A 22,679-nucleotide genomic window follows, 5' to 3' on the forward strand; every position below is an offset into this window, starting at 1 on the left:
CTCGGGCGCCCGGTGACGGGCCTCGCTCCGGACGTGGGGGCGGATGCGGGCGCGGGGTGACCGTGGCGTGCGGGCCGGCGAAGGGGCGCGCCCCTTCGCAGACGGTCATGCAGACCACGCAGACGAGGATGTGCCGGAAGGCGTGCCGGTGGTCGAGGCTGACGGTGAGGTTCTCGCGGGCCGCCACGGCTCCGGTGCGGTCACCGTCGTCGAGGCGGACGCAGGGGCCGGCCGAGGGAGCCGGGAGAACCCCGGCGGGCGGCCGTCGACAACCCTCCCGAAAATCGCCCATTACCGGAAGATCGCTCGGCGTGACGCCCCCTTATGCGAAATTCGCTCGCATTAGGGACCCCCCGTCACTGCGGACACGGAAAACAACCCTCTTATCGGTCTCCCCAACCAGCACATCGTGGGCTTAACTTATGTGCCATGACCTCCCCCCGCTCCACTTATGGTGGCGGCTACCACTCCGCCTCCTTCCGGGACACCCCCATCTACGACTCGCTCGTGGCCGAGCGGGGCACCCCGCAGATCGCCCCGATCCGGGTCCCGGCCGCGTACGATGCGCCGGGCAGCCAGCTGCCCGCGCTCCCCTCGGCGATGCCCGCCCTCCCGGCGGCCCCGTCCCAACCCGTGCACGGCTATCCGGCGCAGGCTCCGCAGCACGCCCCGCTGCAGCACGCCCCGTTGCAGCACGCCCCGCTGCAGCAGGCACCCGCCCCCTACATCCCGCAGCAGGCGACCGCGCCGCGCGGCTACCCCGGCCCGCAGCCGCAGCCGCCGCGTCCGGCGGCGCCCGGCCCCGCGGGGTACGAGGCGATGCGCCCCGCGGCCCCGCGCCCCGCACCGGCGCCCGCGCCGTACCAGGACCCGTACAACAACCAGCAGTACCGCGGCTACTGATCCGCTTCCGGGGCTGTCGGTGCCTCCTGGCAGGATGGCCCCATGGGGAGCGCGCGACTGCAGTCGGTTCACGTCCATCCGGTCAAGGCGTTGCGGGGCCTGGCGCCCCGGGAGGCCGCCGTGGAGCCCTGGGGGCTGGCCGGAGACCGCCGCTGGGTGCTGATCGACGACGGGGGAAAGGTCGTCACGCAACGCCAGCAGCCGCGCCTCGCCCTGGCCGCCGCCGAGCTCCTGCCCGGCGGCGTCCGGCTGTCCGCGCCCGGCATGGAGCCGTTGACGGTGCCGGTGCCGCGCCCGGGAGGCACGGTCGCGGTGGAGATCTTCCGCGACAAGGTCGAGGGCGTCCCGGCACAGGACCCCGCCGCGCACGTCTGGTGCAGCGCCTACCTCGGCATGGACGTACGGCTCGTGCACATGGACGACCCCGCCACGCGCCGGCCCGTCGACCCGCGGTACGCACGGCCCGGTGAGACCGTCTCCTTCGCCGACGGCTACCCGCTGCTGCTCACGACGACGGCCTCCCTCGACGCCCTCAACCACCTGGTGGCCCAGGGCGATCACGCGGCCGAGGGGCCGCTGCCCATGAACCGCTTCCGGCCGAACCTGGTCGTGTCGGGCACCGACGCCTGGGCCGAGGACGGCTGGACGCGCGTCACCGTCGGGGAGGTCGTCTTCCGTGTCGCCAAGCCGTGCGGGCGGTGCGTGGTGACCACCACCGACCAGGGCACCGCCGGACGCGGCCGGGAACCCCTGCACACGCTCGGGCGCCACCGGCGCCTCGGCGGCAAGCTGGTGTTCGGGCAGAACCTGGTGCCGCTCGGCCCCGGCACGGTCCGGGTCGGCGACCCGGTCGAGGTCGTCGGGTGAGGACGGCGGGTGAGGCCGACGGGTGAGGTCGTCGGGTGACGAGCCCCTTCCCCGGCCCGGTCCACGGGGAACCCCGTCCGGAGCCCGCGCGTTGGTCCGGGGCGAGGAGTCTGCGGGAAGTTCGCGACGGAGCCCGCCCCGAGACGGCGCCGCCCGGCACGTGACGTCGCTCTCTTGTGGCGGGTGCCGCTCGTGAACGGCTCCGCCGAGGGGTATCACGCAGCGGGAAGGGGGTGCGGACGGTGCGGGCGATCAGTGGACTCGTGCGCTGGCGGCACAATCCCCTGTGCCGCACGACCGACCTCGTCGAGGCGTGGGTGGCGCTCGCCGCCCTGCTGCTGATGCTCCTGTCCGCCCCCGTGACCGGCGTGCTCGTCGGCGGCGCCACCCGAGGCGCCCTGCAGGAGTCCGTCCGGGAGCAGCACGCCTCCCGGCAGCCGGTGACCGCCACGGTCGTGCGCGAACTGGCCCGCACGGGCCTCGACATCGATCCGGAGACCGGCGCGGCGGGCGACCTGCGCAGCCGTGTCCTGGCCGACTGGACCGCGCCGGACGGCACCGAACGCCACGGCGCGGTCACGACGACCCTGAGAGACCCGCAGCCCGGTGACCGGTTCCGCATATGGACGGACGGGCAGGGCCGGACGGCGGCCCGCCCGCTGGACTCCGCCACCGCCACCACCCACGCCGTCCTCGCCGGCTTCGGTGCCGCGCTGGTGGCGGCCGGGGGCGTCGAGACCGCCCGGCGGCTGATCGTCTGGCGCTTGGTCCGCCGCCGGTACGCCCGCCTGGACCAGGCCTGGGACCGGGTCGGCCCGGACTGGGGCCGGACCGGAACCGGCAGTTGACGGCCTTCCGCCTCCGGTCAACCCGCCGCCCGCGCGCACGCTACGGTGGACCGGCCGAACCGCTTTCGGCAACGACCCGCGCGTGAGAGAGCCAAGGGGCCGCGGTGCCCCGACGGCGAACGAGCCATCAGTACGACGAGGTGGGGGCAGAGCAACGCCATGGCACAGGGCACGGTCCAGGTGACGCACACCGGCACATCGCGGTGGCGGCGCCGCACGGGTGAGTACGCATCGCTCGCCGCCGCCCTGGAGGCCGCGGTCGACGGTGACGTCCTCACCGTCGCTCCCGGGACCTACCGGGAGAACCTCGTCGTCCTGCGGGCGGTCACCCTGCGCGCCCCCGAGGGGGCCCACGGCTCGGTGCGGATCGCGCCGGCGGACGGGGTGCCGCTGACCGTGCGTGCCTCGGCGGTGGTGCAGGACCTGCACGTGGAGGGGCAGGACGCGGCGGCCCCGGCCGTGCTGGTGGAGGAGGGCACACCGGAACTGACCGGCGTGCGGATCGTCACACGGTCCGCGGCCGGGATCGAGGTGCGCGGCGGCGCCCGTCCGACGGTGCGGCGCTGCACGGTCGACAACCCGGCCGGCGTCGGCATCGCCGTCCTCGACGGCGGGGGCGGGGTGTTCGAGGAGTGCGAGGTCGTCGCCGCCGGCCAGGCCGGCGTCGCGGTGCGCACCGGCGCGCACCCCCGGCTGGAGCGGTGCCGCGTCCACCACGCCGCGGGCTCGGGCCTGACGGTGACGGGCGACAACTCCGCGCTGGAGGCCGTGGGCTGCGAGATCTACGAGGTGCGGGGCAGCGGCGTCCAGGTCACCGGCCGGGCCACCGCGCACCTGGCCGACTGCGACGTGCACCGCACCACCGCCGACGGCATCACGCTCGACACCGACGCCGTCCTCACGCTCGCCGACTGCCGCATCCACGACATCCCCGAGAACGCGGTGGACCTGCGCTCCCGCTCGGTGCTGACGCTGACCCGCACCAGTGTGCGGCAGTTCGGGCGCAACGGCCTGTCGGTGTGGGACCCGGGCACGCGCGTGGACGCCAACCAGTGCGAGATCTTCGACAGCACCGGCGACTACCCGGCGGTGTGGGTCAGTGACGGCGCCACGGCGGTGCTGGACTCCTGCCGGGTGCACGACGTGCCGGACGCGCTGTTCGTCCTGGACCGCGGCTCGCGCGCGGACGTCGTCGACAGCGACCTGTCCCAGGTCCGCAACACGGCCGTGTCGGTGAGCGACGGCGCCACCGCGCAGCTCGACGACTGCCGGATCCGGGACGCGGCGACGGGGGCCTGGTTCCGCGACCACGGCAGCGGCGGCACGCTCGGCAACTGCACCCTGGACGGCACGCAGACCGGCGTGATCGTCACCAAGGGCGCCGACCCCACCATCGAGCGCTGCACGGTCGACTCCCCCTCCGAGGCCGGGTTCTACGTGTCGGCGGGCGGGCGCGGCACCTTCCTGAACTGCCGGGTGACCGGCAGCGGCGGCTACGGCTTCCACGTGATCGACGGGTGCCGTACGACGCTGCGGCGGTGCCGCACGGAGCGGTGCGCGCGCGGCGGGTACGAGTTCGCGGACGGCGGCCCCGACGCGGGCCCGGACGCCGGTCCCCTCGTCGAGGACTGCACCAGCGACGAGAGCGGTGGCCTCGGGCGGCACGCGGCCCGCGAGACGGCCGCGCAGACGGTGAGCCGGCCGTCCGCCGCGTCGTCCGGTCTGCTGGGGCCGCTCCCCGGGCAGCGCGCGGCCGGGCAGGAGCCGCCGGTCGCCCCGGCGCCGCCCGGGAAGCCGGCGCGGACGCCGAAGGACGTGCTCGGCGAACTGGACGCGCTGGTGGGCCTGGAGAGCGTCAAGCGCGAGGTGCGGGCCCTGACCGACATGATCGAGGTGGGCCGGCGCCGGCAGCGGGCAGGCCTGAAGGCGGCGTCGGTCAAGCGCCACCTGGTCTTCACGGGCTCCCCCGGCACCGGCAAGACGACGGTCGCCCGGCTGTACGGCGAGATCCTCGCCTCGCTCGGCGTCCTGGAGAAGGGGCATCTCGTCGAGGTGTCCCGGGTCGACCTGGTGGGCGAGCACATCGGGTCCACCGCGATCCGCACCCAGGAGGCGTTCGAGCGGGCGCGGGGCGGGGTGCTGTTCATCGACGAGGCCTACGCGCTCTCGCCCGAGGACGCGGGCCGGGACTTCGGCAAGGAGGCCATCGACACGCTGGTGAAGCTGATGGAGGACCACCGCGACGCGGTCGTGGTGATCGTCGCGGGCTACACGGCGGAGATGGAGCGGTTCCTGTCGGTCAACCCGGGGGTGGCCTCCCGTTTCTCACGGACCATCACCTTCGGCGACTACGGTCCCGAGGAGCTGCTGCGGATCGTGGAGCAGCAGGCCGAGGAGCACGAGTACCGGCTGGCGCCCGGCGCGGACGAGGCGCTGCTGCGGTACTTCGCGGCGATCCCCAAGGGGCCCGCGTTCGGCAACGGCCGCACCGCCCGGCAGACCTTCGAGGCGATGGTGGAGCGGCACGCGAGCCGGGTCGCCCAGCTGGCGGACCCCAGCACGGACGACCTGTCCCTCCTCTACGCCGAGGACCTGCCCGAGCAGCCCTGAGGACCGCTGTCCGCGCCCGGTACGGACTCCTGCCCGGTGTGGCGCGGGGCCGGCACATCCGGGCGCAGCCGGGCCAGCAGCCGCTGCCGTTCCTCGGCGAACGCCGGGTCCGCCTGGTAGTCGGAGTGGCCGAGGATGGGCGCGGGCAGCGGGTGGTGTTCGGTGCGGCCGTACGCCAGGGGGTCCTTCAGGGGTTCCCGGTCGACCGCGGGACCGCGGTCGCCGGGCAGCCCGACCGGGCCGCCGATGGGGTCGGTGAGCCGGTACAGGTTGCGCCAGCAGTCGACGTCCCGGTGCAGGGAGCCGAGCGCGTCCGGGCCGAAGTGGGCGGGGAACCAGCGGCCGTACAGGCGCTCCAGCGGGGAGCCGTACGTCAGCAGGGCGACCCGCTTGCGTTCGGCGGTCGCCAGCTGCCAGGCGGCGGCAGCGGCCAGCACGCTGCCCTGCGAGTGCCCGGAGATGACCAGCCGCCCGCCGGTCGCCCGCGTCCAGGTCGCCATGCGCCAGGTCAGGTCGGGCACCGCGCGCTCGGCGTAGCAGGGCGGTGCGAAGGGGTGGGCGGCGCGCGGCCAGAAGGTGCCGACGTCCCACAGGATGCCGATGGTGCGCCGGGTGGAGGCGTCCTTGTAGGCGCGGCGGCCGCAGGTGACGAGCAGGACGAAGCCGAGCCCTATCAGCCAGGAGCCCAGGGCCTGGGCGGTCTCGGCGGCGCCCTGGACGAACGCGGGGGTGCCGTCGGCGGCACCGGCGGGGGTCCGGCCGGTGATCAGGGCGCCCGCCAGCGCGCCGGAGCCCAGCAGCAGCGTCGTGGCGGAGACGACGGCGACGACGCGGGGGCCCCGGTCGGTGAGGGCGGCCAGGGCGCGGGCGCGGGCGATGCGGCGGGTGCGCTCGGTGTCGCCGGGCTCGCCGGGGTAGTCGCGTGCCACGGCGGCGCGTTCGGCGCGGGCCAGTCGCCAGGCGCGGTGGGCGAGCCAGGCGGACAGCGCCAGCACCACCGCGAGCAGGGGCGGGATCACGGACGCCTGCCAGGTGAGCAGGACCGGCGGGCCGTCGAGGAAGGCGCCGGTGCCGTCGAGCCAGTCCGACACCCGCTGGGCGACGCCGCCGGACATCACCCCGCCCAGCGCGCAGGCCAGCATGGCGACGGCGGGGCCGCCGAGGCCGTACATGGCGGCGCGGCGGTCGGGGCGGATGCGGTGCAGGAGGTGGGCGACGGCTGCGAGGGCGACGACGAGCAGGCCCTGCACCAGGGTGATGCCGCCGAAGGCGGCGTCCCCGGGCAGCCGGCCGGCCGACGTCCAGCCCGGGCGGTCCCACCCGGCGTACAGCAGGGCGAGGACCAGCAGGGCGAGCGCGGCGAGCGGCAGCCACCGTACGAGACGCACGTCGAGGCCGTGGTCCAGGCGCCGCTCGCTGCGGCCCCGGCGGCAGACCGCCCCCACCACGGCGACGGCGCAGGCGGCGAGGGCCGCGGCCAGGAGCCGTCCCAGGATGTCGAGCAGCGCGGGTCCGCCGGGCGCGCGGTCGAACCGCGCGGCCGGTGCCGTGAGGGCGGCGGCGACCGTCACGAGGGCCGCGGCGGTGTGCGCGGCGCGCAGCCGGGCGACCAGCCGGCGGCCGTACCAGAAGCCGGGCCGGCCGAGCGCAGTGCGGGCGGCGTCCGGGTCGGACTCGCCGCCGCCGGCCGGCGGCCGCTGGGACTCGTACGCGCTCCAGGTGCGCAGCGACAGGAACCACAGCAGGCCGGTGAGGGCGGCGGGCACCACGGCCGCGAGGGCGAGGCGGCGGCCGGGCGGGCTCCACCAGCCGCCGCCGGAGACCGCGGGCGACAGGAAGCCGAGCCAGGAGTGGCGTTCGGCGCACGCGCGGGTGCCCGCGCACTGCCAGGCCGCCAGGTCCAGGGCGACCTCGCAGGCCGCCGCGACCAGCAGCACCGTCAGGGTCAGGCCGGTGAGCCGCACCAGCAGGCCGTACAGGCGGACCGTGCGGATCCGGCCGGATGCGGCGGGCCGCATCCAGTGGGCGAGGTTGACCACCATGAACGGCAGGAGCAGCAGCCACAGCGCGCGGGTGCCGTTGCCGGAGGTGAGGTTGCACCAGACGTAGGCCTCGGGCACCGGCCGGCCCCGGTGGTCCCCCGGCCGCGACTCGGCGTCGGCGTCCTCGGCCCGCCGGAAGACGGCGGCGACGTCGTCACCGGTGATCCGCACGGTCCGCGGATCGTCCAGCATCTCCCCGGGGGTCGTGCCGCCGACTCCGTGGACCAGGAGTTCCAGTGCCGTTCCGGTTGTCCCGGGCCGCGGGGCGGGGCCGTCCTGTCCGCCCGCCGCGGCCTGTTCCTGCGCTCGTTCCACTGCTCGCACTTCCCCCGTGACGTGCCGTCGGCTGTGTCCGTGCGGGCACAGGATCTCCGCTGGACGGGCGGCCTACACCCGCCGTCACGGAATTTCCCCGATCCGTGGCACGAGTGACGCACGGCCGAGATCTGAGTGACATGTGCGCGTCGGGCAGGCGGTGACGCGGGGCCCGACGGGGCGTGCGAGGATGGGACGCCACGCGCCGGGGCGGGGAGAATGTCCTCGTGGGGGCAGGTTCGCCGGGCGTGCCGGGCGGGTGTGGGTGACTTGAGGCGAAAGGACCGGAAGCGTACGTGAGCGAGAATCAGAACCTCCTCGCGGAGCAGCGGCGCGCCCTGATCCTCGACGAGGTCCGCCGCCGGGGCGGCGTCCGGGTCAACGAGCTGACCCGGCGGCTCGGCGTGTCCGACATGACGGTCCGCCGCGACCTCGACGCGCTGGCCCGGCAGGGCGTGCTGGAGAAGGTGCACGGCGGCGCGGTGCCGGTGGCCGAGGCGAGCACGCACGAACCGGGGTTCGAGGCCAAGTCGGGCCTGGAGCAGACCGCCAAGGAGGACATCGCGCGGGCCGCGGCCGAGCTGGTCGCGCCGGGTGCGGCGATCGCGCTGTCGGGCGGGACGACGACGTACGCGCTGGCGCACCGGCTGCTCGACGTGCCGGACCTGACGGTGGTCACCAACTCGGTGCGGGTGGCCGACGTCTTCCACGCGGCGCAGCGCGGCTCCGGCGCGCGGCAGGGCGCGGCCACGGTGGTGCTGACCGGCGGGGTGCGCACGCCGTCCGACTCGCTGGTGGGGCCGGTGGCCGACCAGGCGATCGCGGCGCTCCACTTCGACGTGCTGTTCCTCGGGGTGCACGGGATATCGGTGGAGGCGGGCCTGTCGACGCCGAACCTGGCGGAGGCCGAGACCAACCGCCGCCTGGTGCGGTCGGCGCGGCGGGTCGTGGTGGTCGCCGACCACACCAAGTGGGGTGTGGTCGGCCTGAGTTCCTTCGCGAAGCTGGAGCAGGTCGACACCCTGGTGACCGACGCCGGGCTGCCGGCCGGGGCGCGTGCGGAGATCTCGGAGCATCTGCGGCTGGTGGTCGCCGGCGAGCCGGGCGAGAGCTACGAGGACGCCGAGGGCGCCGAGAGCTCCGAGGTCGCCGAGGACGAGGGGCAGGAGCGCGGCTGAGGGCCGGCGCGCCCGGCGTTCCCCGGAGCGGAGGCGACGGCGGCTCGCCCGGCCTCATCGAAGGGTGACGGCGGGGGCCGGGGCGTTCAGCGGGGCCAGACGCCGGTCTCCAGCAGTGACTCGATCGCCGCCGTGTACGGCCGGATGTCCAGGCCCTGCTCCGCCAGCCAGGCGTCCGAGTAGTACTTGTCGAGGTACCGGTCCCCCGGGTCGCACAGCAGGGTCACCACACTGCCCCGGCGGCCCTCGGCCACCATCTCGGCGACGATCTTCAGGGCGCTCCACAGTCCGGTACCGGTCGAGCCGCCCGCCTTGCGGCCGATGGCCCGCTCCAGGGCCCGTACGGCGGCGACGCTCGCCGCGTCCGGCACCTTCATCATCCGGTCGATCGCGCCGGGCACGAAGCTCGGCTCCATGCGCGGCCGGCCGATGCCCTCGATGCGGGAGCCGCAGTCGCAGGTGACGTCGGGATCGCCGGTGGTCCAGCCGTCGAAGAAGCAGGAGTTCTCCGGGTCGGCGACGCAGACGCGGGTGTCGTACTGCATGTAGTGGACGTAGCGCGCCAGGGTCGCGGAGGTGCCGCCGGTGCCGGCCGTGGCGACGATCCACGCCGGTTCGGGGAACCGCTCCAGCCGCAGCTGGCGGAAGATCGACTCGGCGATGTTGTTGTTGCCGCGCCAGTCGGTGGCCCGTTCGGCGTAGGTGAACTGGTCCATGTAGTGGCCGCCGGTGTCGGCTGCGAGCCGGGCGGACTCCTCGTACATCTTCCGCGGGTCGTCGACGAAATGGCACCGTCCGCCGTGGAATTCGATGAGGCGGATCTTCTCGGCGCTCGTCGTGCGCGGCATGACGGCGATGAAGGGCACGCCGATCAGCTTCGCGAAGTACGCCTCGGAGACGGCGGTCGAGCCGCTGGACGCCTCGATCACCGGGCGGTCCGGCCGGATCCAGCCGTTGCACAGGCCGTAGAGGAAGAGCGAGCGGGCGAGGCGGTGCTTGAGGCTGCCGGTCGGATGGGTCGACTCGTCCTTCAGATACAGGTCGATGCCCCACCGTTCGGGCAGCGGAAAGCGGAGCAGGTGGGTGTCGGCCGAACGGTTGGCGTCCGCCTGGACCTTGCGGACGGCTTCTTTCAGCCACGCGCGGTAGGCGGCGTCGCTGCGGTCGACGTCCAGGGTCTCGCCGGTACGGGGGTGATCGGTGGTGCTCACGACGGGGCTCCTCACGGTGCGCTCCGACGGCGCGTCGCGCGGCCGGCACACCGCATCATAGGCGCCTTCCACACGCTTCTCACCTGCATAAACACACCTTTGAGCCGCCCCAAGGCACCCCTGGGCCGCCCCTCGGGGGCTCATGGGGGCGCATGCGGGCGCGCGCGTGCTCCCACACCCCGGCGAAGGGGGGTCGCATGCACTGGTGTTCGCCGCCCGGGGCGGGCAGACTGCACCGGGCGGGGCCGGGACCAGGGCTCCGGACGGGGGCACACTGGGTCACGACACGAGCCGGGGCGGCCCGCGGGAGCTCGGTCCGGCACACCGACGCGTGCGAGGGGGCGGCGGCATGGCGGAGCCGGAGTTCACGGCCACGGGGGTGCGGATAGACCAGCGGCTGCGGTCGCTCACCCGGGCCGGACAGGTCCGGATCAGCGACGGCAGGCTGGAGCTGCTCACCAGTTACGGCAGTGTGATCGACAGTGCTCCGGTGCAGGCGGTGCGCGCCTCCAGGCCCTGGTTCGCCGGCGAGGACCGGGCGCTCGCGGAGCTGGACGGCAAGCGGTACGTGCTGACCCTCGGCGAGAGCGACCCCGCGCCGGGCGAACCGGGGCCACCCCCGGCACGCCGCTTCATCGAGGCCGTGCGCAAGGCGGCGGGGCACGGCGACTGAGATGTCCGTAAGTTGCGGTGCCGTACCCCTTGCGCCACTCTGGTCTCACGTCACTCTGGGTTTACCGGCGATAACGCTGCGAACCAGCCCGCCGGATCATGGCAGCGGGCGGGCTGTGCCGCAGACGCCCCGCTGCATCCGTACTCCGTGTTCTTCCGGACCTCACGTCGGGGAGTCGCAGCCGTGATCAGTCACCCAAGCAGGCACTGCACGGTGGAGCTCCAAGCCCTGCCGTCGCGGATCGGCCAGGTCCGCAGGATCGTATCTGCGCAGTTGCGCTACTGGCATCTGGATTCCCTGATCGACCGGGCGGCGCTCGGTGTGACGGAGCTGTTGACCAACGTCCACCTGCATGCCCGCCCCGACAAGACGTGCACCGTGGAGCTGGAGCTGCTGCTCGACCGGCTCACGGTCTCGGTGCGCGACCACGACCCGCGTCTGCCCGTGGTGGACGACGCCGACCCGCTGGCGACCTGTGGCCGCGGGCTGGCGATGGTGGCCGCGATGAGCGAGAGCTGGGGCGCCCGGCCGGACGGGGATTCCGGCAAGGTCGTCTGGTTCACACTCCCCGCGACCATGGCCACGTCCGAGCCGTTCGCCGCCGCGCACCCGCCGCGGCGCGCGGTCGAGGAGACGCACGCCCGCCCGTTCCCCGAGGTCGAGCAGGTCGGCCCCGGCCGGCCCCAACCCGCTCCCGCCCGGTCGGCCGTTGCCGGCTGACCGGGCGGTGACCTGCTCCTCCCCCGGGCCGGCCGGCCGGTGGCGCCGGGGTCCGCCGCACGTCCGGGCGGGGGCGCACGTCCGGGCGGGCCGCGCCGGCCGGTGCGGCAGGACCACGTCGGCGATCACGGCGACCGCCTCCGGACGAAGGGGACGAGCAGGATCCACGGTCCGGGGCCGCCGCCGAAGGGTGCGAGGGTCCGCGTGTCGGTTCCTCTCGTGCATGCCGGTCTCGGCGAGGTGCCGACGAGCCGAGAAGGGCCCCGCCGAGGGGCCCGGGTCGTCGTACCGCCAGCGGCCGTGGGCCTGTCCCGGCGGGAGCAGGGGCCGCCCGGCTGCCGCTCCCGGCGGCGGACACGCCTTCCTTTCTGTAACTACTAGTATGTACAGTGGGGGCATGAGCACCTCGGAGCGACTGATCGAATCCACCCGCGAGCTGCTGTGGGAGCGCGGATACGTGGGCACCAGCCCGAAGGCGATCCTGGAGCGTTCGGGCGCGGGACAGGGCAGCATGTACCACCACTTCAAGGGCAAGCCGGATCTCGCCCTGGCCGCGATCCGGCGCACCGCCGAGGAGATGCGGGCCACCGCCGAGAAGGTGCTGGGCGGTCCCGGAACCCCGTACGAGCGCATCGCGGCGTATCTGCGGCGGGAGCGGGACGTACTGCGCGGCTGCCCGGTCGGCCGGCTGACGATGGACCCGGACGTCGTCGCCAGCGACGAACTGCGCGCTCCCGTGGACGAGACCCTGGACTGGCTGCGCGAGCGCATCGCCGGGATCGTCGAAGAGGGCAAGGAGGAGGGGCAGTTCGCACCGTCCCTGGACGGCGAGGAGATCGCGGCGGCCGTCGTCGCCACCGTACAGGGCGGTTACGTCCTCGCCCGCGCCTCCGGCTCCCCCGCGGCCTTCGACACCGGCGTGCGGGGACTGCTCTCCCTGCTCGCGCTCCACGACCACACCGCCTGAGGGACCCACGATGCACGCGATGCAGTACGAGATCACCCTGCCCGCCGACTACGACATGGGCGTCATCCGGAAGCGGGTGGCCGACCGCGGCCATCTGCTGGACGCCTTCGACGGCCTCGGGCTGAAGGCGTACCTGATGCGGGAGCGCGGGAAGGACGGCTCGCCGGTCAGCCAGTACGCGCCGTTCTACCTGTGGCACACCGTGGAAGGCATGAACTCCTTTCTCTGGGACGGCGGTTTCCAGGGGATCTGCGACGACTTCGGGCGGCCGCCGGTCCGGCAGTGGGCGGGCCTGGCGTGCGAGGAGGGCGTCGCCGCCGGATCGCCCGCGCGGGTCGCGGTCCGGCGGCGGGAGCGGGTGCCGGACGGGGTGCCGGTGGCCGAGGCCGCGGCGGACGCGGTGGAGCGGGCCGGCCGGCTGGCGGCGCGGGGCGGTGCCGTGCTCGCGGCGGCGGCCGTGGACACCGGCCGCTGGGAGGTGGTCCTCTTCTCCCTCTGGGCCGGTGAGGTGCCCGCGGGGACCGAGGGTGACGTCTTCCGGGTGCTGCACGTGTCGGCGCCGGGACTGGACCGGCTGCCCCGGGGGCGCCGGTGGTGAGCGCGGTCCGCGCCGCGCCCGGGGGCGCGGCTCCCGGCGTGCCGGGCGTGCGCGCGCACGGCCCCCTGTTCCCCGGCAGGCGGCGTTCGCCCCGTCCGGGCGGTGCGCCCCGGCGCCGGCTTCACCCGCCTCGACGCCGAGGTGGCAGGACGGCGGATGTCCCGAAGCACAGGGGCGGTGCCGGCCTCGGCCCGGACGCCGGCGGAGGTGACCTGCTCGTGGACACCGTCCGGACGAAGGTCACGGAGCCTGTGTCGCCTTCTTGAAGACTTCGAACACGGCCAGGTAGTTCTCGCCGCCGTGGCCGTCCGCGATCGCCCGCGAGGCGATCTCCCGCATCAGCCGCGGCTGGCCGGTGTGCACGCCCTGCTCCTCGGCGGTGCGGGCGATGTGCTCCAGCGCGTTCAGGTTCATCTCCATGGTGCCGAGATCCCCCGGGTAGACGCCCCTGTCCAGGACGGGAGCCTCCTCGGCGAGCATCGGGCCCAGCACCGCGGGCAGGAACCAGCCGACGGCCAGTTCGGCGAACTCCACCGCCGAGACCCCGGCCGAGCCGACCATGGCGGTGGCGTGCAGATAGCCGTTGATGGTGGCGTACATCATCTCCAGCAGCGCGGTGTTGTACAGCACCGCCAGACCGGGCTCGGAGCCGAGGTACCGGGGATCGCCCATGCTCGCCAGCGTCGCCCGGTGCTCGTCGAAGACGTCCCGCGGACCGCTGTAGAGGAAGACGGATCCGGGGTGTCCGACCAGCGGCGGCGGCACCATGATCGCGCCGTCCAGGTACGCGACGCCGCGCTCGGCCGCCCAGCCGGCCGCCGCGTGCGCCTCCTTCGGAGTCCCGGAGTTGAGGTTCACCAGTACGCGGCCCTTCAAGGCGTCGCCGGCGGAATCGAAGACCTCGTACATGGTTTCGTAGTCCTTGAGGCACATGATTGTGACAGGGCCGGCGGACACTGCTTCGGCGACGGTCTCCGCACGGTGGACGCCCTTGGTGACGAGGCGGTCGGCCTTCTCGGGCGTGCGGTTCCAGACGGTCGTGGGGTGGCCGTGGCCCCAGAGCGTCTCGGCGAGGGCGAGGCCCATGGGACCGAGGCCGACGACTGTGACGGGCGTGTGCTGCGGGCTTGCTGATCTCTGGTTCGTCATGCCGAATAGACTGCTGTCTCACACCGATGTGAGAGTCAACCGGACGTGGTGGTCGTCACATGCGTATGGGCGAGTTCTCCCGGCGGACCGGGGTCAGTCAACGGCTGCTGCGCTATTACGAGGAGCAAGGGCTGCTCAAGCCGTCGCGACGGCCAAGCGGGTACCGCGAGTTCGCGGAAGAGGACATAGCCACCGTCCGGGGCATCCGCATCCTGCTCGGCGCCGGTCTCAACACCGCCACCATCGCCGGACTGCTGCCCTGCATGGTCGACGACGGGCAGCTCCTGGCACCGGCCTGTTCCGGCATGCTGCCCGACCTGAACCGGGAACGCGAGCGCATCGACGAGGCCGTGGCGGGCCTGCTGGCCGCACGCGACACGCTGGACGCCATCATCGCCGCCACGGCGCCGGCCGGGACCGACGATCCGGATGCCTGCCACGCGGCCGGTGCCGCGCCTCGGCCCGGCCATGCCGGTTCGTCGTCGCGCGGCAGCACGTGATGCCGCGCCGGGGAATGTCCGCGGTTGTGATCACGTTCGGGTTGTGGGCCCTGGCCGGGGTGCCGGTGCGGCAGGACTTCGGTGTGACACGTGCGCACCTCACCGACGAGGAGCGGGAGTTCCTCGGGCCGTCTCTGCCGGCCGGCAGGCCCGCACCCCAGGGGGCTTCTGACGGATCTCCGCGGAAGAAGGAGCGGCGTTCGGTGCGTGCTCTCGGCGTGCGGGGCGGAGGGTCATGCGGCGGAGCCACCCGGCCCTCCACCCCGTGCGGCGAGAGGGCGTGCCGGGCGTCGCGACGCCGCGGAGATCCGTCAGAAGCCCCCTAGCCGAGTACGGCCAGCGGGTCGTCCAGTACCGGCTGCCAGGCCAGTTCGGCCGCGCCGACCAGGCTGTTGTGGTCGAGGGTGCAGGGCAGGATGGGCACGCCCCCGCTCTGCCCCCACAGGCTGCGGCCGGCGACGACCGCGCGCAGCCGGTCCGGGTCGGCGTCGAGGAGCGTGCGGTGGAGTCCGCCCAGGATGATCCGGTCGGGGTTGAGGATGTTCACCAGGCCGGCCAGGCCGAGGCCGAGCCGGTCGATGAGGGTCTCGGTGGCGGTGCGCACGGCCGGGTCGGTGTAGCGGCCGCGGATCAGGTCGTTCGCCTGCTGGAGCAGGGACTTCTCGGGTCCCGGCTCGCGTCCGGCGGCGGTGAGGAAGGCCAGCGGGTCGGCCTCCACGTCCAGGCAGCCGCGGCTGCCGCAGTGGCAGGGGCGGCCCTCGGGGTTGACGGTGAGGTGGCCGACCTCCAGGGCGAGGCCGGAACTGCCCGTGTGCAGACGGCCGTCGAGGACGAGGGCACCGCCGACGCCCCGGTGGCCGGTGGCCACGCACAGCAGGTCGCGGGCGCCGCGGCCGGCGCCGTGCCGGTGCTCGGCGAGGGCGGCGAGGTTGACGTCGTTCGCCGTGAAGGCGGGACCGTCGATGCCTGCGGCGCGCACCTGCTCGGCGAAGATCTCCCGGACGGGCGCGCCCGCGGGCCAGGCCAGGTGCAGCGGGTTCAGCGCCAGCCCGGCCGGTTCGGCCACCGCGGACGGTACGGCGAGCCCGGCGCCCACGCAGCGCCGCCCGGTGGCGCGCAGCAGTTCGGCGCCCGCCTCGACGACGGAGCCGAGGACCTTCGCCGGGTCGGCGTCGACCACCTCGCAGCCGGGCGCGGTGGCGACGATCCGCCCGCCGAGCCCGACGAGCGCGGCCCGGAAGCCGTCGGCGTGGACCTGGGCGGCGAGGGCGACGGGCCCGTCCTCGGCGACGGCGAGCCGGTGCGAGGGGCGGCCCTGCGAACCGGCCGCCGCGCCCGGCCGGGCGTCCACCCGGATCAGGCCGAGCGCCTCCAGTTCGGCGGCGACGGCACCGGCCGTGGCCCGGGTCACGCCGAGTTCGGCGGTGAGGACGGCACGGGTGGGCGCGCGTCCGGTGTGCACGAGCTCCAGCGCGGGCCCGAGCGCTCCCCGCCCCCGGTCCAGCCGCGTCCTCGTCGCGCTTGCCGTGGTGCTCCCTTCCCCCGCGCTCCGGGGGTCCGCCTTGCCGCTCATGAAGGCGAGTCTCCCATGCCCCGCGGACCCGGCCGCCTACGCGTCGGCCGGGAATCCGCCCGGGGTTCTGTCCGGGGATCCGTCCGGGAATCCGCCGACCCGGAGCGTGATGTTCAGCCGCCCGGTCAGGCCGAGGGCGGGCGGTGCCGTGCCCGGGTGCACGCGCGGCACCCCGTGGTAGGCGAGCCGGGACGGCCCGCCGAACACGAACAGGTCGCCGCTGCGCAGCTCGACGTCGGTGTAGGGCCGGGTGCGGGTCCCGGTGTTGCCGAAGCGGAACACGCAGGTGTCGCCGAGGCTGAGGGAGACCACCGGGGCGCCGGACCTCTCGTCGCCGTCGCGGTGCATGCCCATGCGGGCCCCGGCGTCGTAGAAGTTGACCAGTGCGATGTCGTACGCCGCTTCGGCCACGGCGTCCGGACCGAGCGCGTCGGTCACCGCGCGGCGGCCCAGGGCGCCCAGCCAGGCGGGGAAGGGCTTCACGGGCGCGCCGTCGCCGTCGACGGCGGTGCGGGCGTAGCCGTACGGGTACCAGTGCCGTCCGAGGCACACCTGCCGGGCGGTCATCGTGCCGCCGCCGGGGGTGCGGACCGTGCGCAGTCCGGCGGGCGGGCGCGCCCACCGGCGGCAGGCGTCGAGGAGCTCCCTCTGCCGTCCGGCGTCCAGCCAGTCCGGGACGTGCACCGCGCCGGGCGCGACCTCGGTACGGGTCCGGGGGAACAGCTCGGCGTCCATGCCCTCCATCCTGCCCGAGCCGCCCTGGGCGCTTCGCGCCCGCCCGAGCCGTACCGAACCGCCCCGGGCTGCGGCCGGGCCGGCTCGGCTAGCCTGGTCGCACGATGAACGACCGTACCGCCCCCCTCGCCCGCACCGAGCGCGCCGACCGTACCGACCGCATGCCGACGCCGTGGGGCGAGCGGGTGCTGACCCGTTTCCCCGAGGACCCGCGCGAGAGGCTGCGCGCCTGGGACGCCTCCGACGAGTACCTCCTGCGGCATCTCGCCGAGCGGCATCCGTCCCTGTCCGGCACGGTGGTGGTCGTCGGCGACCGCTGGGGCGCGCTGGTCACGGCGCTGGCACCGCACCGGCCGGTACAGATCACCGACTCCTGGCTGGGGCAGGAGGCGACCCGGGCCAACCTGGCGCGCAACGGTGCCGAGCCGGACGCGGTCCGGCTGCTCACCACGCAGGACGCGCCGCCGGACCGGATCGACGTGCTGCTGGTGCGGGTGCCGAAGAGCCTGGCGCTGCTGGAGGACCAGCTGCTGCGGCTGGCCCCCGCGGTGCACGCGGACACGGTCGTGGTCGGTACGGGGATGGTGAAGGAGATCCACACCTCGACGCTGAACCTGTTCGAGCGGATCCTCGGCCCGACCCGGACCTCCCTCGCGGAGAAGAAGGCCCGGCTGATCTTCTGCACGCCGGATCCCGCGCGGGGGCGGCCCGCCAATCCGTGGCCGCTGCGCTACACGCTGCCCGACGGGATCGGGCCGGTCTCCGGCCGGACCGTCGTGAACCACGCGGGCGTCTTCTGCGCCGACCGGCTCGACATCGGCACCCGCTTCTTCCTCCGGCACCTCCCCGAGCTCCGAGGCCCCCGGAAGGTGGTGGACCTCGGGTGCGGCAACGGCGTCGTCGGTACGGCGGTGGCGCTGGCCGGTCCCGGGGCCGAGGTGCTGTTCACCGACGAGTCGTTCCAGGCCGTGGCCTCGGCTCAGGCGACGTTCCAGGCCAACGGGGCGCCGGGGCGGGCGGAGTTCCGGGTCGGCGACGGGCTGTCCGGGGTGCCGGACGACAGCGTCGACCTGGTGCTCAACAACCCGCCCTTCCACACCCATCAGGCGACGACCGACGCCACGGCGTGGCGGATGTTCAGCGGGGCGCGGCGCGCGCTGCGCCCCGGCGGCGAGCTGTGGGTGGTCGGCAACCGGCACCTGGGGTACCACGTCAAGCTGCGGCGGCTGTTCGGCAACAGCCGGGTGGTGGCCAGTGATCCGAAGTTCGTGGTGCTGAAGGCCGTCAAGCGGTAGGAAGACCGTCGGACGGCAGGACGGCAGGACGGCAGGACAGCAGGACAGTGGGGCGGTCAGGTGGTGGGGCCGCCGAGCAGCCGGACGATCTCCGTGACCGTCCGGACCATGGCCTCCCGCCCGACCGTGAGGTAGCCGCGCGAGTCGACGGCCTCGGGATGGGCGGCGAGGAACTCCCGGATGGCGCCGGTCATGGCAATGTTCAGGGCGGTGCCGACGTTGACCTTGGTGATGCCGTTCGCGACGGCCGCGGCCAGTTCGCCGTCCGGGACCCCGGAGGAGCCGTGCAGGACGAGCGGTACCTCCAGGGTGCCGGCCAGGCGTTTGACGAGGTCGTGGTCGAGGGAAGCGGTGCGGGTGGTCATCGCGTGGACGCTGCCGACGGCGACCGCGAGGGCGTCCACGCCGGAGTCGGCGACGAAGGCGCGGGCCTCGGCGGGGTCGGTGCGGGCGCCGGGCGCGTGGGCGTCCAGCGGGGGCTGCCCGTTCTTGCCGCCCACCTGACCCAACTCGGCCTCGATCCAGAGCCCTTGGGCGTGCGCCCAGTCGGCCGCCGCCCTGGTCGCGGCGAGGTTCTCGGCGTACGGCAGCCGGGAGGCGTCGTACATCACCGAGCTGAACCCGGCGTCCGCGGCCTGGCGCAGCAGGGTGTCGCTCTGGACGTGGTCGAGGTGCAGGGCGACGGGCACGGTGGCGCGCTCGGCGGCGGCGACGGCGGCGCGGGCGAGCGGGAGCAGCCGCCCGTAGCGGTACTTCACCGCGTTCTCGCTGACCTGGAGGACGACGGGCGTGGCGGCGGATTCGGCGCCGATGATCACGGCCTCGACGTGCTCCAGCGTGATGATGTTGAAGGCGGCGACGGCACGGCGCGTGGCGGCGGCGCGTGTGACCAGGTCGCCCGTGGTGGCGAGGGGCACGGACCTCTCCTTGTCCGGAGTCACGGTTCCCGGAGGACGGGCTGTCTCGGGATGCGGGCCGTCCCGGGGTGCGGGCTGTTCCGGGATGCGGGCTGTCCCGGGATGCGGGCTGTCCCTGAGTACGGGCTTCCCGGCCGTCAGGGGGTGAGGATCACCGAGCGGGTGAGGTGGCGCGGGCGGTCGGGGTCGAGGCCGCGGGCGGCGGCGACGGCGACGGCGAGCCGCTGGGCGCGGACCAGTTCGGCGAGCGGGTCGAGACCGCCCTCGATCCACCTGCCGCCGGTCTGCCGCACCTGGTCGCCCAGCCCCTCGGGGGCTTCCCCGAACATCCAGGTGGCCGTCCCCCGGGTGGTGACGCTGATGGGGCCGTGCCGGTACTCCATCGCCGGGTACGCCTCGGTCCAGGACAGGGACGCCTCACGCATCTTCAGCGCGGCCTCGTTGGCCAGTCCCACCGTCCAGCCGCGCCCCAGGAAGGTGAACTGCGTGCACTCCACGAGTCCTTCGGGCAGCTCGGCCGCGAGTGCGGCACGGGCGTCGGCGACGGCGGCGTCGGTGTGCAGGCCCAGGTGGGCGCGGAACAGGGTCAGCGCGGTGGTGGCGAACCGGGTCTGCACGACGGACCGCTCGTCCGCGTAGTCCAGGACCACGACGTCGTCGGCGGCGGCCATGACGGGCGTGTCCGGGTCGGCGGTGACGGCGGTGGCGCGGGTACGGCCCTTCACCTTCCCCAGCAGGTCGAGGACTTCGGTGGTCGTACCGGAGCGGGTGAGGGCGACGATCCGGTCGTAGGCGCGGCCGGCGGGGAACTCGGAGGCGGCGAAGGCGTCGGTCTCACCCTGGCCCGCACCCTCGCGCAGCGCGGCGGCGGCCTGGGCCATGAAGTACGAGGTGCCGCATCCGACGATCGCCACCCGCTCCCCCGGCGCCGGCAGGGCCTCGCCGTGCTCCGCCGCCTCGGAGGCCGCGCGGGTCCAGCACTCGGGCTGGCCGGCCAGCTCTTCCGCGACATAGGTCATGCCGTACCCCTCCCAGATGTGATTGTTGCTGCAAGATACAGCGGCATTTCAATCAGGATCAAGCATTTGGGGGGAAGCGGGGTGCGCTAGTGTCTCTTCGACGCAGGGAGTGACGGGGAACGGAGATGCGGATGTCGCGCGACGCCCGCTGGAAGGCGCTGCTGGAGCTGCTCGTCGAGCGCGGCCGGCTGGACGTCGAGGAGGCGGCGGCCGAGCTGGAGGTGTCGGCGGCGACGATCCGCCGTGACTTCGACCGGCTCGCCGAGCAGCAGATGCTCGTCCGCACCCGGGGCGGAGCGGTGGTGCACGGAGTCTCGTACGAACTGCCGCTGCGCTACAAGACGGCCCGCCGCGCCTCCGAGAAGCAGCGCATCGCCAAGGCGGTCGCCTCGCTGGTGGCGCCCGGGGAGGCCGTGGGGCTGACCGGCGGTACGACCACGACGGAGGTGGCGCGCGCGCTGGCCGTGCGCGGCGACCTCGCCTCCGGGTCGCCCGCACTGACCGTCGTCACCAACGCGCTCAACATCGCCAACGAGCTCGCCGTACGGCCCCAGTTCAAGATCGTGGTGACGGGCGGGGTCGCGCGGGCCCAGTCCTACGAGCTCATCGGGCCGCTCGCCGACGGAGTGCTCGGCCAGATCACGGTCGACGTGGCGGTGCTGGGGGTGGTCGCCTTCGACGTCGCGCACGGCGCCGCGGCCCACGACGAGGCGGAGGCCGCGGTCAACCGGCTGCTGTGCGAGCGCGCCGGGCGGGTGGTCGTGGCCGCCGACTCCAGCAAGCTGGGCCGGCGGGCGTTCGCCCGGATCTGCGCGGCCGAGGCGGTGGACACGCTGGTGACGGACACGGCGGCCGACGCGGACCTGGTACGCCGGTTCGAGGAGGCCGGAATCGGCGTCGTGACGGCGTGAGGAGGGGTCCCGGGCCGGTTCTCCGGTCCGGGACCCCGGTGGTTCTCCGGTCCGGGACCCCGGTTTTTACGGCGGTACCGTCTCGCGGCGTCCGTCAGCGGCTGTGGCTGTGGCCGTCGGAGTGCTCTTCTCCGGCGCCGGGGCGTTCCTCCGCGGTGCCGGACGGCTGCTGCCCGGCCCCCGGTCCTCCCGCCCGGACCGTGAAGGCCGCGGTGTGCACGCGCCCTTCGTGCCGGAAGTCGAGGAAGAGGCGGTAGGTGCCGGCACTGGGCGCGGTGGCGGTGAAGGAGACGTCGGGGCCGGACTTGGTGGTGCCGTCGCCGGGTTCGCCGTTCGGGTGGACGTGGAGGTAGGCGAGGTCTCCGGAGCGCAGGGCGACCAGGTGGCCGTAGGCGCCGAGGTAGGGCTCCAGGTCGGTGACGGGCCTGCCGTCGCGGGAGACCTTCAGGGTCAGCTCGCTCGCCCGGCCGGGGCGCAGGGTGCCGGCCAGTTCGACCTCGTAGCCGCCGGTCCTGGCGGTGGTGTCCGGGGCGGGCAGTGCCCGCGGCTCGTAGCGGCCCGAGGCCGCCAGGTCCGCGCCGAGGGTGAGGTTGCCGGCGCCCTTCCGCGCCGGGGTGAAGTCGGCGAAGACCCGGTAGCCGCCCGCCCGGGGCAGCTCGACGGGGGTGCTCCACGTGCCGTCGGCGGCGCGCTCGGGGTGCAGGTGACGGTAGGTCGTCAGGTCCCGTGAGGCCAGGATCAGGTGGAGTTCCTTGCCGTGCTCGCGCCGGTAGGCGGTGACGGCGCGGCCGTCGCCGTCCCGGACGGTGAAGCGCAGCTCGGCGGGGGCCCCGGCGGTGACGTGCGGGGTGGCCAGGGCGAGCGTGTACCCGTTCTCGGAGATCTGCAGTCCGCCGGGCGGGGCGCTCGCGTGTCCCGTGTGCCCGTCCCCGCCTCCGGGCGCGGGCGAGGGCCGGCCGTGTGTGCCGTGGGCGGCGGGCGCAGCGTCCTCGACGACCGGGTCGACGCCCTTGCCCACGCCGTACGCGGTGCCGAACGCCGCGGCCAGCGCGGCGGCGAAGGCCGTGATCCTCACTCCGGTGTTCATGGCGGTGATCTCCTCCCAGAACAGGGCCTCCGGCCGGGGCGGGAGGCCTCAATGCAGCTCACCATACCCCTAGGGGGTACTAAGTCAAGCGGCGGCGGGACTTGCGACAGATACCCGGAGGGGGTATACATGGAGTCCATCGGCCGAGGTACCCCCACCGGGTACCCGTATCGCATTCGCACAGCCTTACAGGAGGCCCGCATGTCCTCGTCCTGCTGCTCCCCCGACGGCCACTGCTCCACCGGCACCGCCACCGAGGCGACCGAGGGTGTCGCCACGGTCTACGACGTCTCCGGGATGACCTGCGGGCACTGCAAGGCCACGCTCACCCGGGAGATCGGCGCGCTGGACGGTGTCCTGGCGGTCGACGTCGACCTCGAAACCGGCCGGGTCACCGTCACGACGGCCGCCGAGCCGGACGACGCCCTGATCGCGAAGGCCGTCGACGAGGCCGGCTACGAGCTCACCGGCCGCGCAGCCTGAAGGCCCCGCAACCGGCCGGGCCCGCCCGCGGGCCCGGCCCCCCCCTGTCTCCGCCCTTTCCCTTTGTCCTGATCAGTC

Annotated in this window: 21 protein-coding genes; 13 read left to right on the forward strand and 8 right to left on the reverse strand. The window is 74.5% G+C overall.

The genetic code is table 11. The features are described 5' to 3' along the window. The first annotated feature begins 429 nt into the window (after positions 1-429). The 4 genes from ABZ340_RS29115 to ABZ340_RS29130 all read left to right on the forward strand — a co-directional run bounded on the left by ABZ340_RS29115 (position 430) and on the right by ABZ340_RS29130 (position 5,228). A complete protein-coding gene (locus ABZ340_RS29115) occupies positions 430-903 on the forward strand; it encodes a DUF6643 family protein (protein WP_358784819.1) in 474 nt (157 codons plus the stop codon). A gap of 42 nt (positions 904-945) precedes the next feature. Beyond that, entirely contained in the window at positions 946-1,770 is an 825-nt protein-coding gene (locus tag ABZ340_RS29120; RefSeq protein ID WP_358784820.1) for an MOSC N-terminal beta barrel domain-containing protein, read from the forward strand. Positions 1,771-2,012: 242 nt separating this feature from the next. Then, positions 2,013-2,618, forward strand: coding sequence for a hypothetical protein (locus tag ABZ340_RS29125; protein ID WP_358784821.1), 606 nt, complete (start codon positions 2,013-2,015; stop codon positions 2,616-2,618). A 159-nt stretch (positions 2,619-2,777) separates the two neighbouring features. Then, positions 2,778-5,228 (forward strand): right-handed parallel beta-helix repeat-containing protein, encoded by a 2,451-nt coding sequence (locus ABZ340_RS29130; protein WP_358784822.1) that lies wholly within the window; start codon positions 2,778-2,780, stop codon positions 5,226-5,228. Here the strand turns inward: ABZ340_RS29130 and ABZ340_RS29135 are convergent. Then, positions 5,198-7,585, reverse strand: coding sequence for a hypothetical protein (locus ABZ340_RS29135; RefSeq protein WP_358784823.1), 2,388 nt, complete (start codon positions 7,583-7,585; stop codon positions 5,198-5,200). The genes ABZ340_RS29130 and ABZ340_RS29135 overlap by 31 nt on opposite strands. Before the next feature lie 296 nt (positions 7,586-7,881). Here ABZ340_RS29135 and ABZ340_RS29140 point away from each other — a divergent pair, with 296 nt between their 5' ends. Next, entirely contained in the window at positions 7,882-8,763 is an 882-nt protein-coding gene (locus tag ABZ340_RS29140) for a DeoR/GlpR family DNA-binding transcription regulator (protein ID WP_358784824.1), read from the forward strand. Positions 8,764-8,849: 86 nt separating this feature from the next. On the opposite strand, the gene ABZ340_RS29145 is transcribed toward ABZ340_RS29140, so the two are convergent. Then, on the reverse strand, positions 8,850-9,974 hold the full coding sequence (locus ABZ340_RS29145) for a PLP-dependent cysteine synthase family protein (protein ID WP_358784825.1): 1,125 nt from the start codon (positions 9,972-9,974) through the stop codon (positions 8,850-8,852). 349 nt (positions 9,975-10,323) lie between these two features. Between ABZ340_RS29145 and ABZ340_RS29150 the strand changes: the two genes are divergently transcribed. From ABZ340_RS29150 to ABZ340_RS29165, 4 genes are all read left to right on the forward strand, one after another. After that, positions 10,324-10,647, forward strand: a complete 324-nt coding sequence (locus tag ABZ340_RS29150; RefSeq protein ID WP_358784826.1) for a hypothetical protein — start codon at positions 10,324-10,326, stop codon at positions 10,645-10,647. A gap of 183 nt (positions 10,648-10,830) precedes the next feature. Further along, positions 10,831-11,367, forward strand: a complete 537-nt coding sequence (locus ABZ340_RS29155; protein WP_358784827.1) for an ATP-binding protein — start codon at positions 10,831-10,833, stop codon at positions 11,365-11,367. 382 nt (positions 11,368-11,749) lie between these two features. Next, on the forward strand, positions 11,750-12,334 hold the full coding sequence (locus ABZ340_RS29160; protein WP_358784828.1) for a TetR/AcrR family transcriptional regulator: 585 nt from the start codon (positions 11,750-11,752) through the stop codon (positions 12,332-12,334). A gap of 10 nt (positions 12,335-12,344) precedes the next feature. After that, a complete protein-coding gene (locus tag ABZ340_RS29165) occupies positions 12,345-12,932 on the forward strand; it encodes a DUF4865 family protein (protein ID WP_358784829.1) in 588 nt (195 codons plus the stop codon). Positions 12,933-13,172: 240 nt separating this feature from the next. Here the strand turns inward: ABZ340_RS29165 and ABZ340_RS29170 are convergent, their stop codons facing one another. After that, positions 13,173-14,081 (reverse strand): NAD(P)-binding domain-containing protein, encoded by a 909-nt coding sequence (locus ABZ340_RS29170; RefSeq protein WP_358784830.1) that lies wholly within the window; start codon positions 14,079-14,081, stop codon positions 13,173-13,175. A gap of 59 nt (positions 14,082-14,140) precedes the next feature. Between ABZ340_RS29170 and ABZ340_RS29175 the strand changes: the two genes are divergently transcribed. Next, entirely contained in the window at positions 14,141-14,581 is a 441-nt protein-coding gene (locus ABZ340_RS29175; RefSeq protein WP_358784831.1) for a MerR family transcriptional regulator, read from the forward strand. A 322-nt stretch (positions 14,582-14,903) separates the two neighbouring features. Here ABZ340_RS29175 and ABZ340_RS29180 read toward each other — a convergent pair whose 3' ends face one another. Both ABZ340_RS29180 and ABZ340_RS29185 read right to left on the reverse strand, forming a co-directional pair. Continuing rightward, positions 14,904-16,154, reverse strand: coding sequence for an ROK family protein (locus ABZ340_RS29180; protein ID WP_358784832.1), 1,251 nt, complete (start codon positions 16,152-16,154; stop codon positions 14,904-14,906). 36 nt (positions 16,155-16,190) lie between these two features. After that, positions 16,191-16,889, reverse strand: coding sequence for an alpha-ketoglutarate-dependent dioxygenase AlkB (locus ABZ340_RS29185; protein ID WP_358784833.1), 699 nt, complete (start codon positions 16,887-16,889; stop codon positions 16,191-16,193). Positions 16,890-17,050: 161 nt separating this feature from the next. Between ABZ340_RS29185 and ABZ340_RS29190 the strand changes: the two genes are divergently transcribed. After that, positions 17,051-18,184 carry a methyltransferase gene (locus tag ABZ340_RS29190; RefSeq protein ID WP_358784850.1) on the forward strand — a complete coding sequence of 378 codons (1,134 nt, stop codon included), beginning with the start codon at positions 17,051-17,053 and terminating at the stop codon, positions 18,182-18,184. A gap of 56 nt (positions 18,185-18,240) precedes the next feature. On the opposite strand, the gene ABZ340_RS29195 is transcribed toward ABZ340_RS29190, so the two are convergent. Together ABZ340_RS29195 and ABZ340_RS29200 are read right to left on the reverse strand one after the other, a co-directional pair. After that, positions 18,241-19,101, reverse strand: coding sequence for a class II fructose-bisphosphate aldolase (locus tag ABZ340_RS29195; protein WP_358784834.1), 861 nt, complete (start codon positions 19,099-19,101; stop codon positions 18,241-18,243). A 137-nt stretch (positions 19,102-19,238) separates the two neighbouring features. Next, a complete protein-coding gene (locus tag ABZ340_RS29200) occupies positions 19,239-20,120 on the reverse strand; it encodes a sugar isomerase (RefSeq protein WP_358784835.1) in 882 nt (293 codons plus the stop codon). Between the two features lie 131 nt (positions 20,121-20,251). Here ABZ340_RS29200 and ABZ340_RS29205 point away from each other — a divergent pair, with 131 nt between their 5' ends. Further along, on the forward strand, positions 20,252-21,031 hold the full coding sequence (locus ABZ340_RS29205) for a DeoR/GlpR family DNA-binding transcription regulator (protein ID WP_358784836.1): 780 nt from the start codon (positions 20,252-20,254) through the stop codon (positions 21,029-21,031). Positions 21,032-21,125: 94 nt separating this feature from the next. Here the strand turns inward: ABZ340_RS29205 and ABZ340_RS29210 are convergent, their stop codons facing one another. After that, positions 21,126-22,118: a hypothetical protein gene (locus tag ABZ340_RS29210; protein ID WP_358784837.1), complete on the reverse strand. Its 993-nt coding sequence runs from the start codon at positions 22,116-22,118 to the stop codon at positions 21,126-21,128. A 201-nt stretch (positions 22,119-22,319) separates the two neighbouring features. On the opposite strand from ABZ340_RS29210, the gene ABZ340_RS29215 reads away from it, so the two are divergent. Next, positions 22,320-22,601: a heavy-metal-associated domain-containing protein gene (locus tag ABZ340_RS29215; RefSeq protein ID WP_358784838.1), complete on the forward strand. Its 282-nt coding sequence runs from the start codon at positions 22,320-22,322 to the stop codon at positions 22,599-22,601. Positions 22,602-22,679 lie beyond the last annotated feature (78 nt).

The sequence above is a fragment of the Streptomyces sp. NPDC006134 genome (assembly GCF_040628835.1).
Classification (GTDB): Bacteria; Actinomycetota; Actinomycetes; order Streptomycetales; family Streptomycetaceae; genus Streptomyces.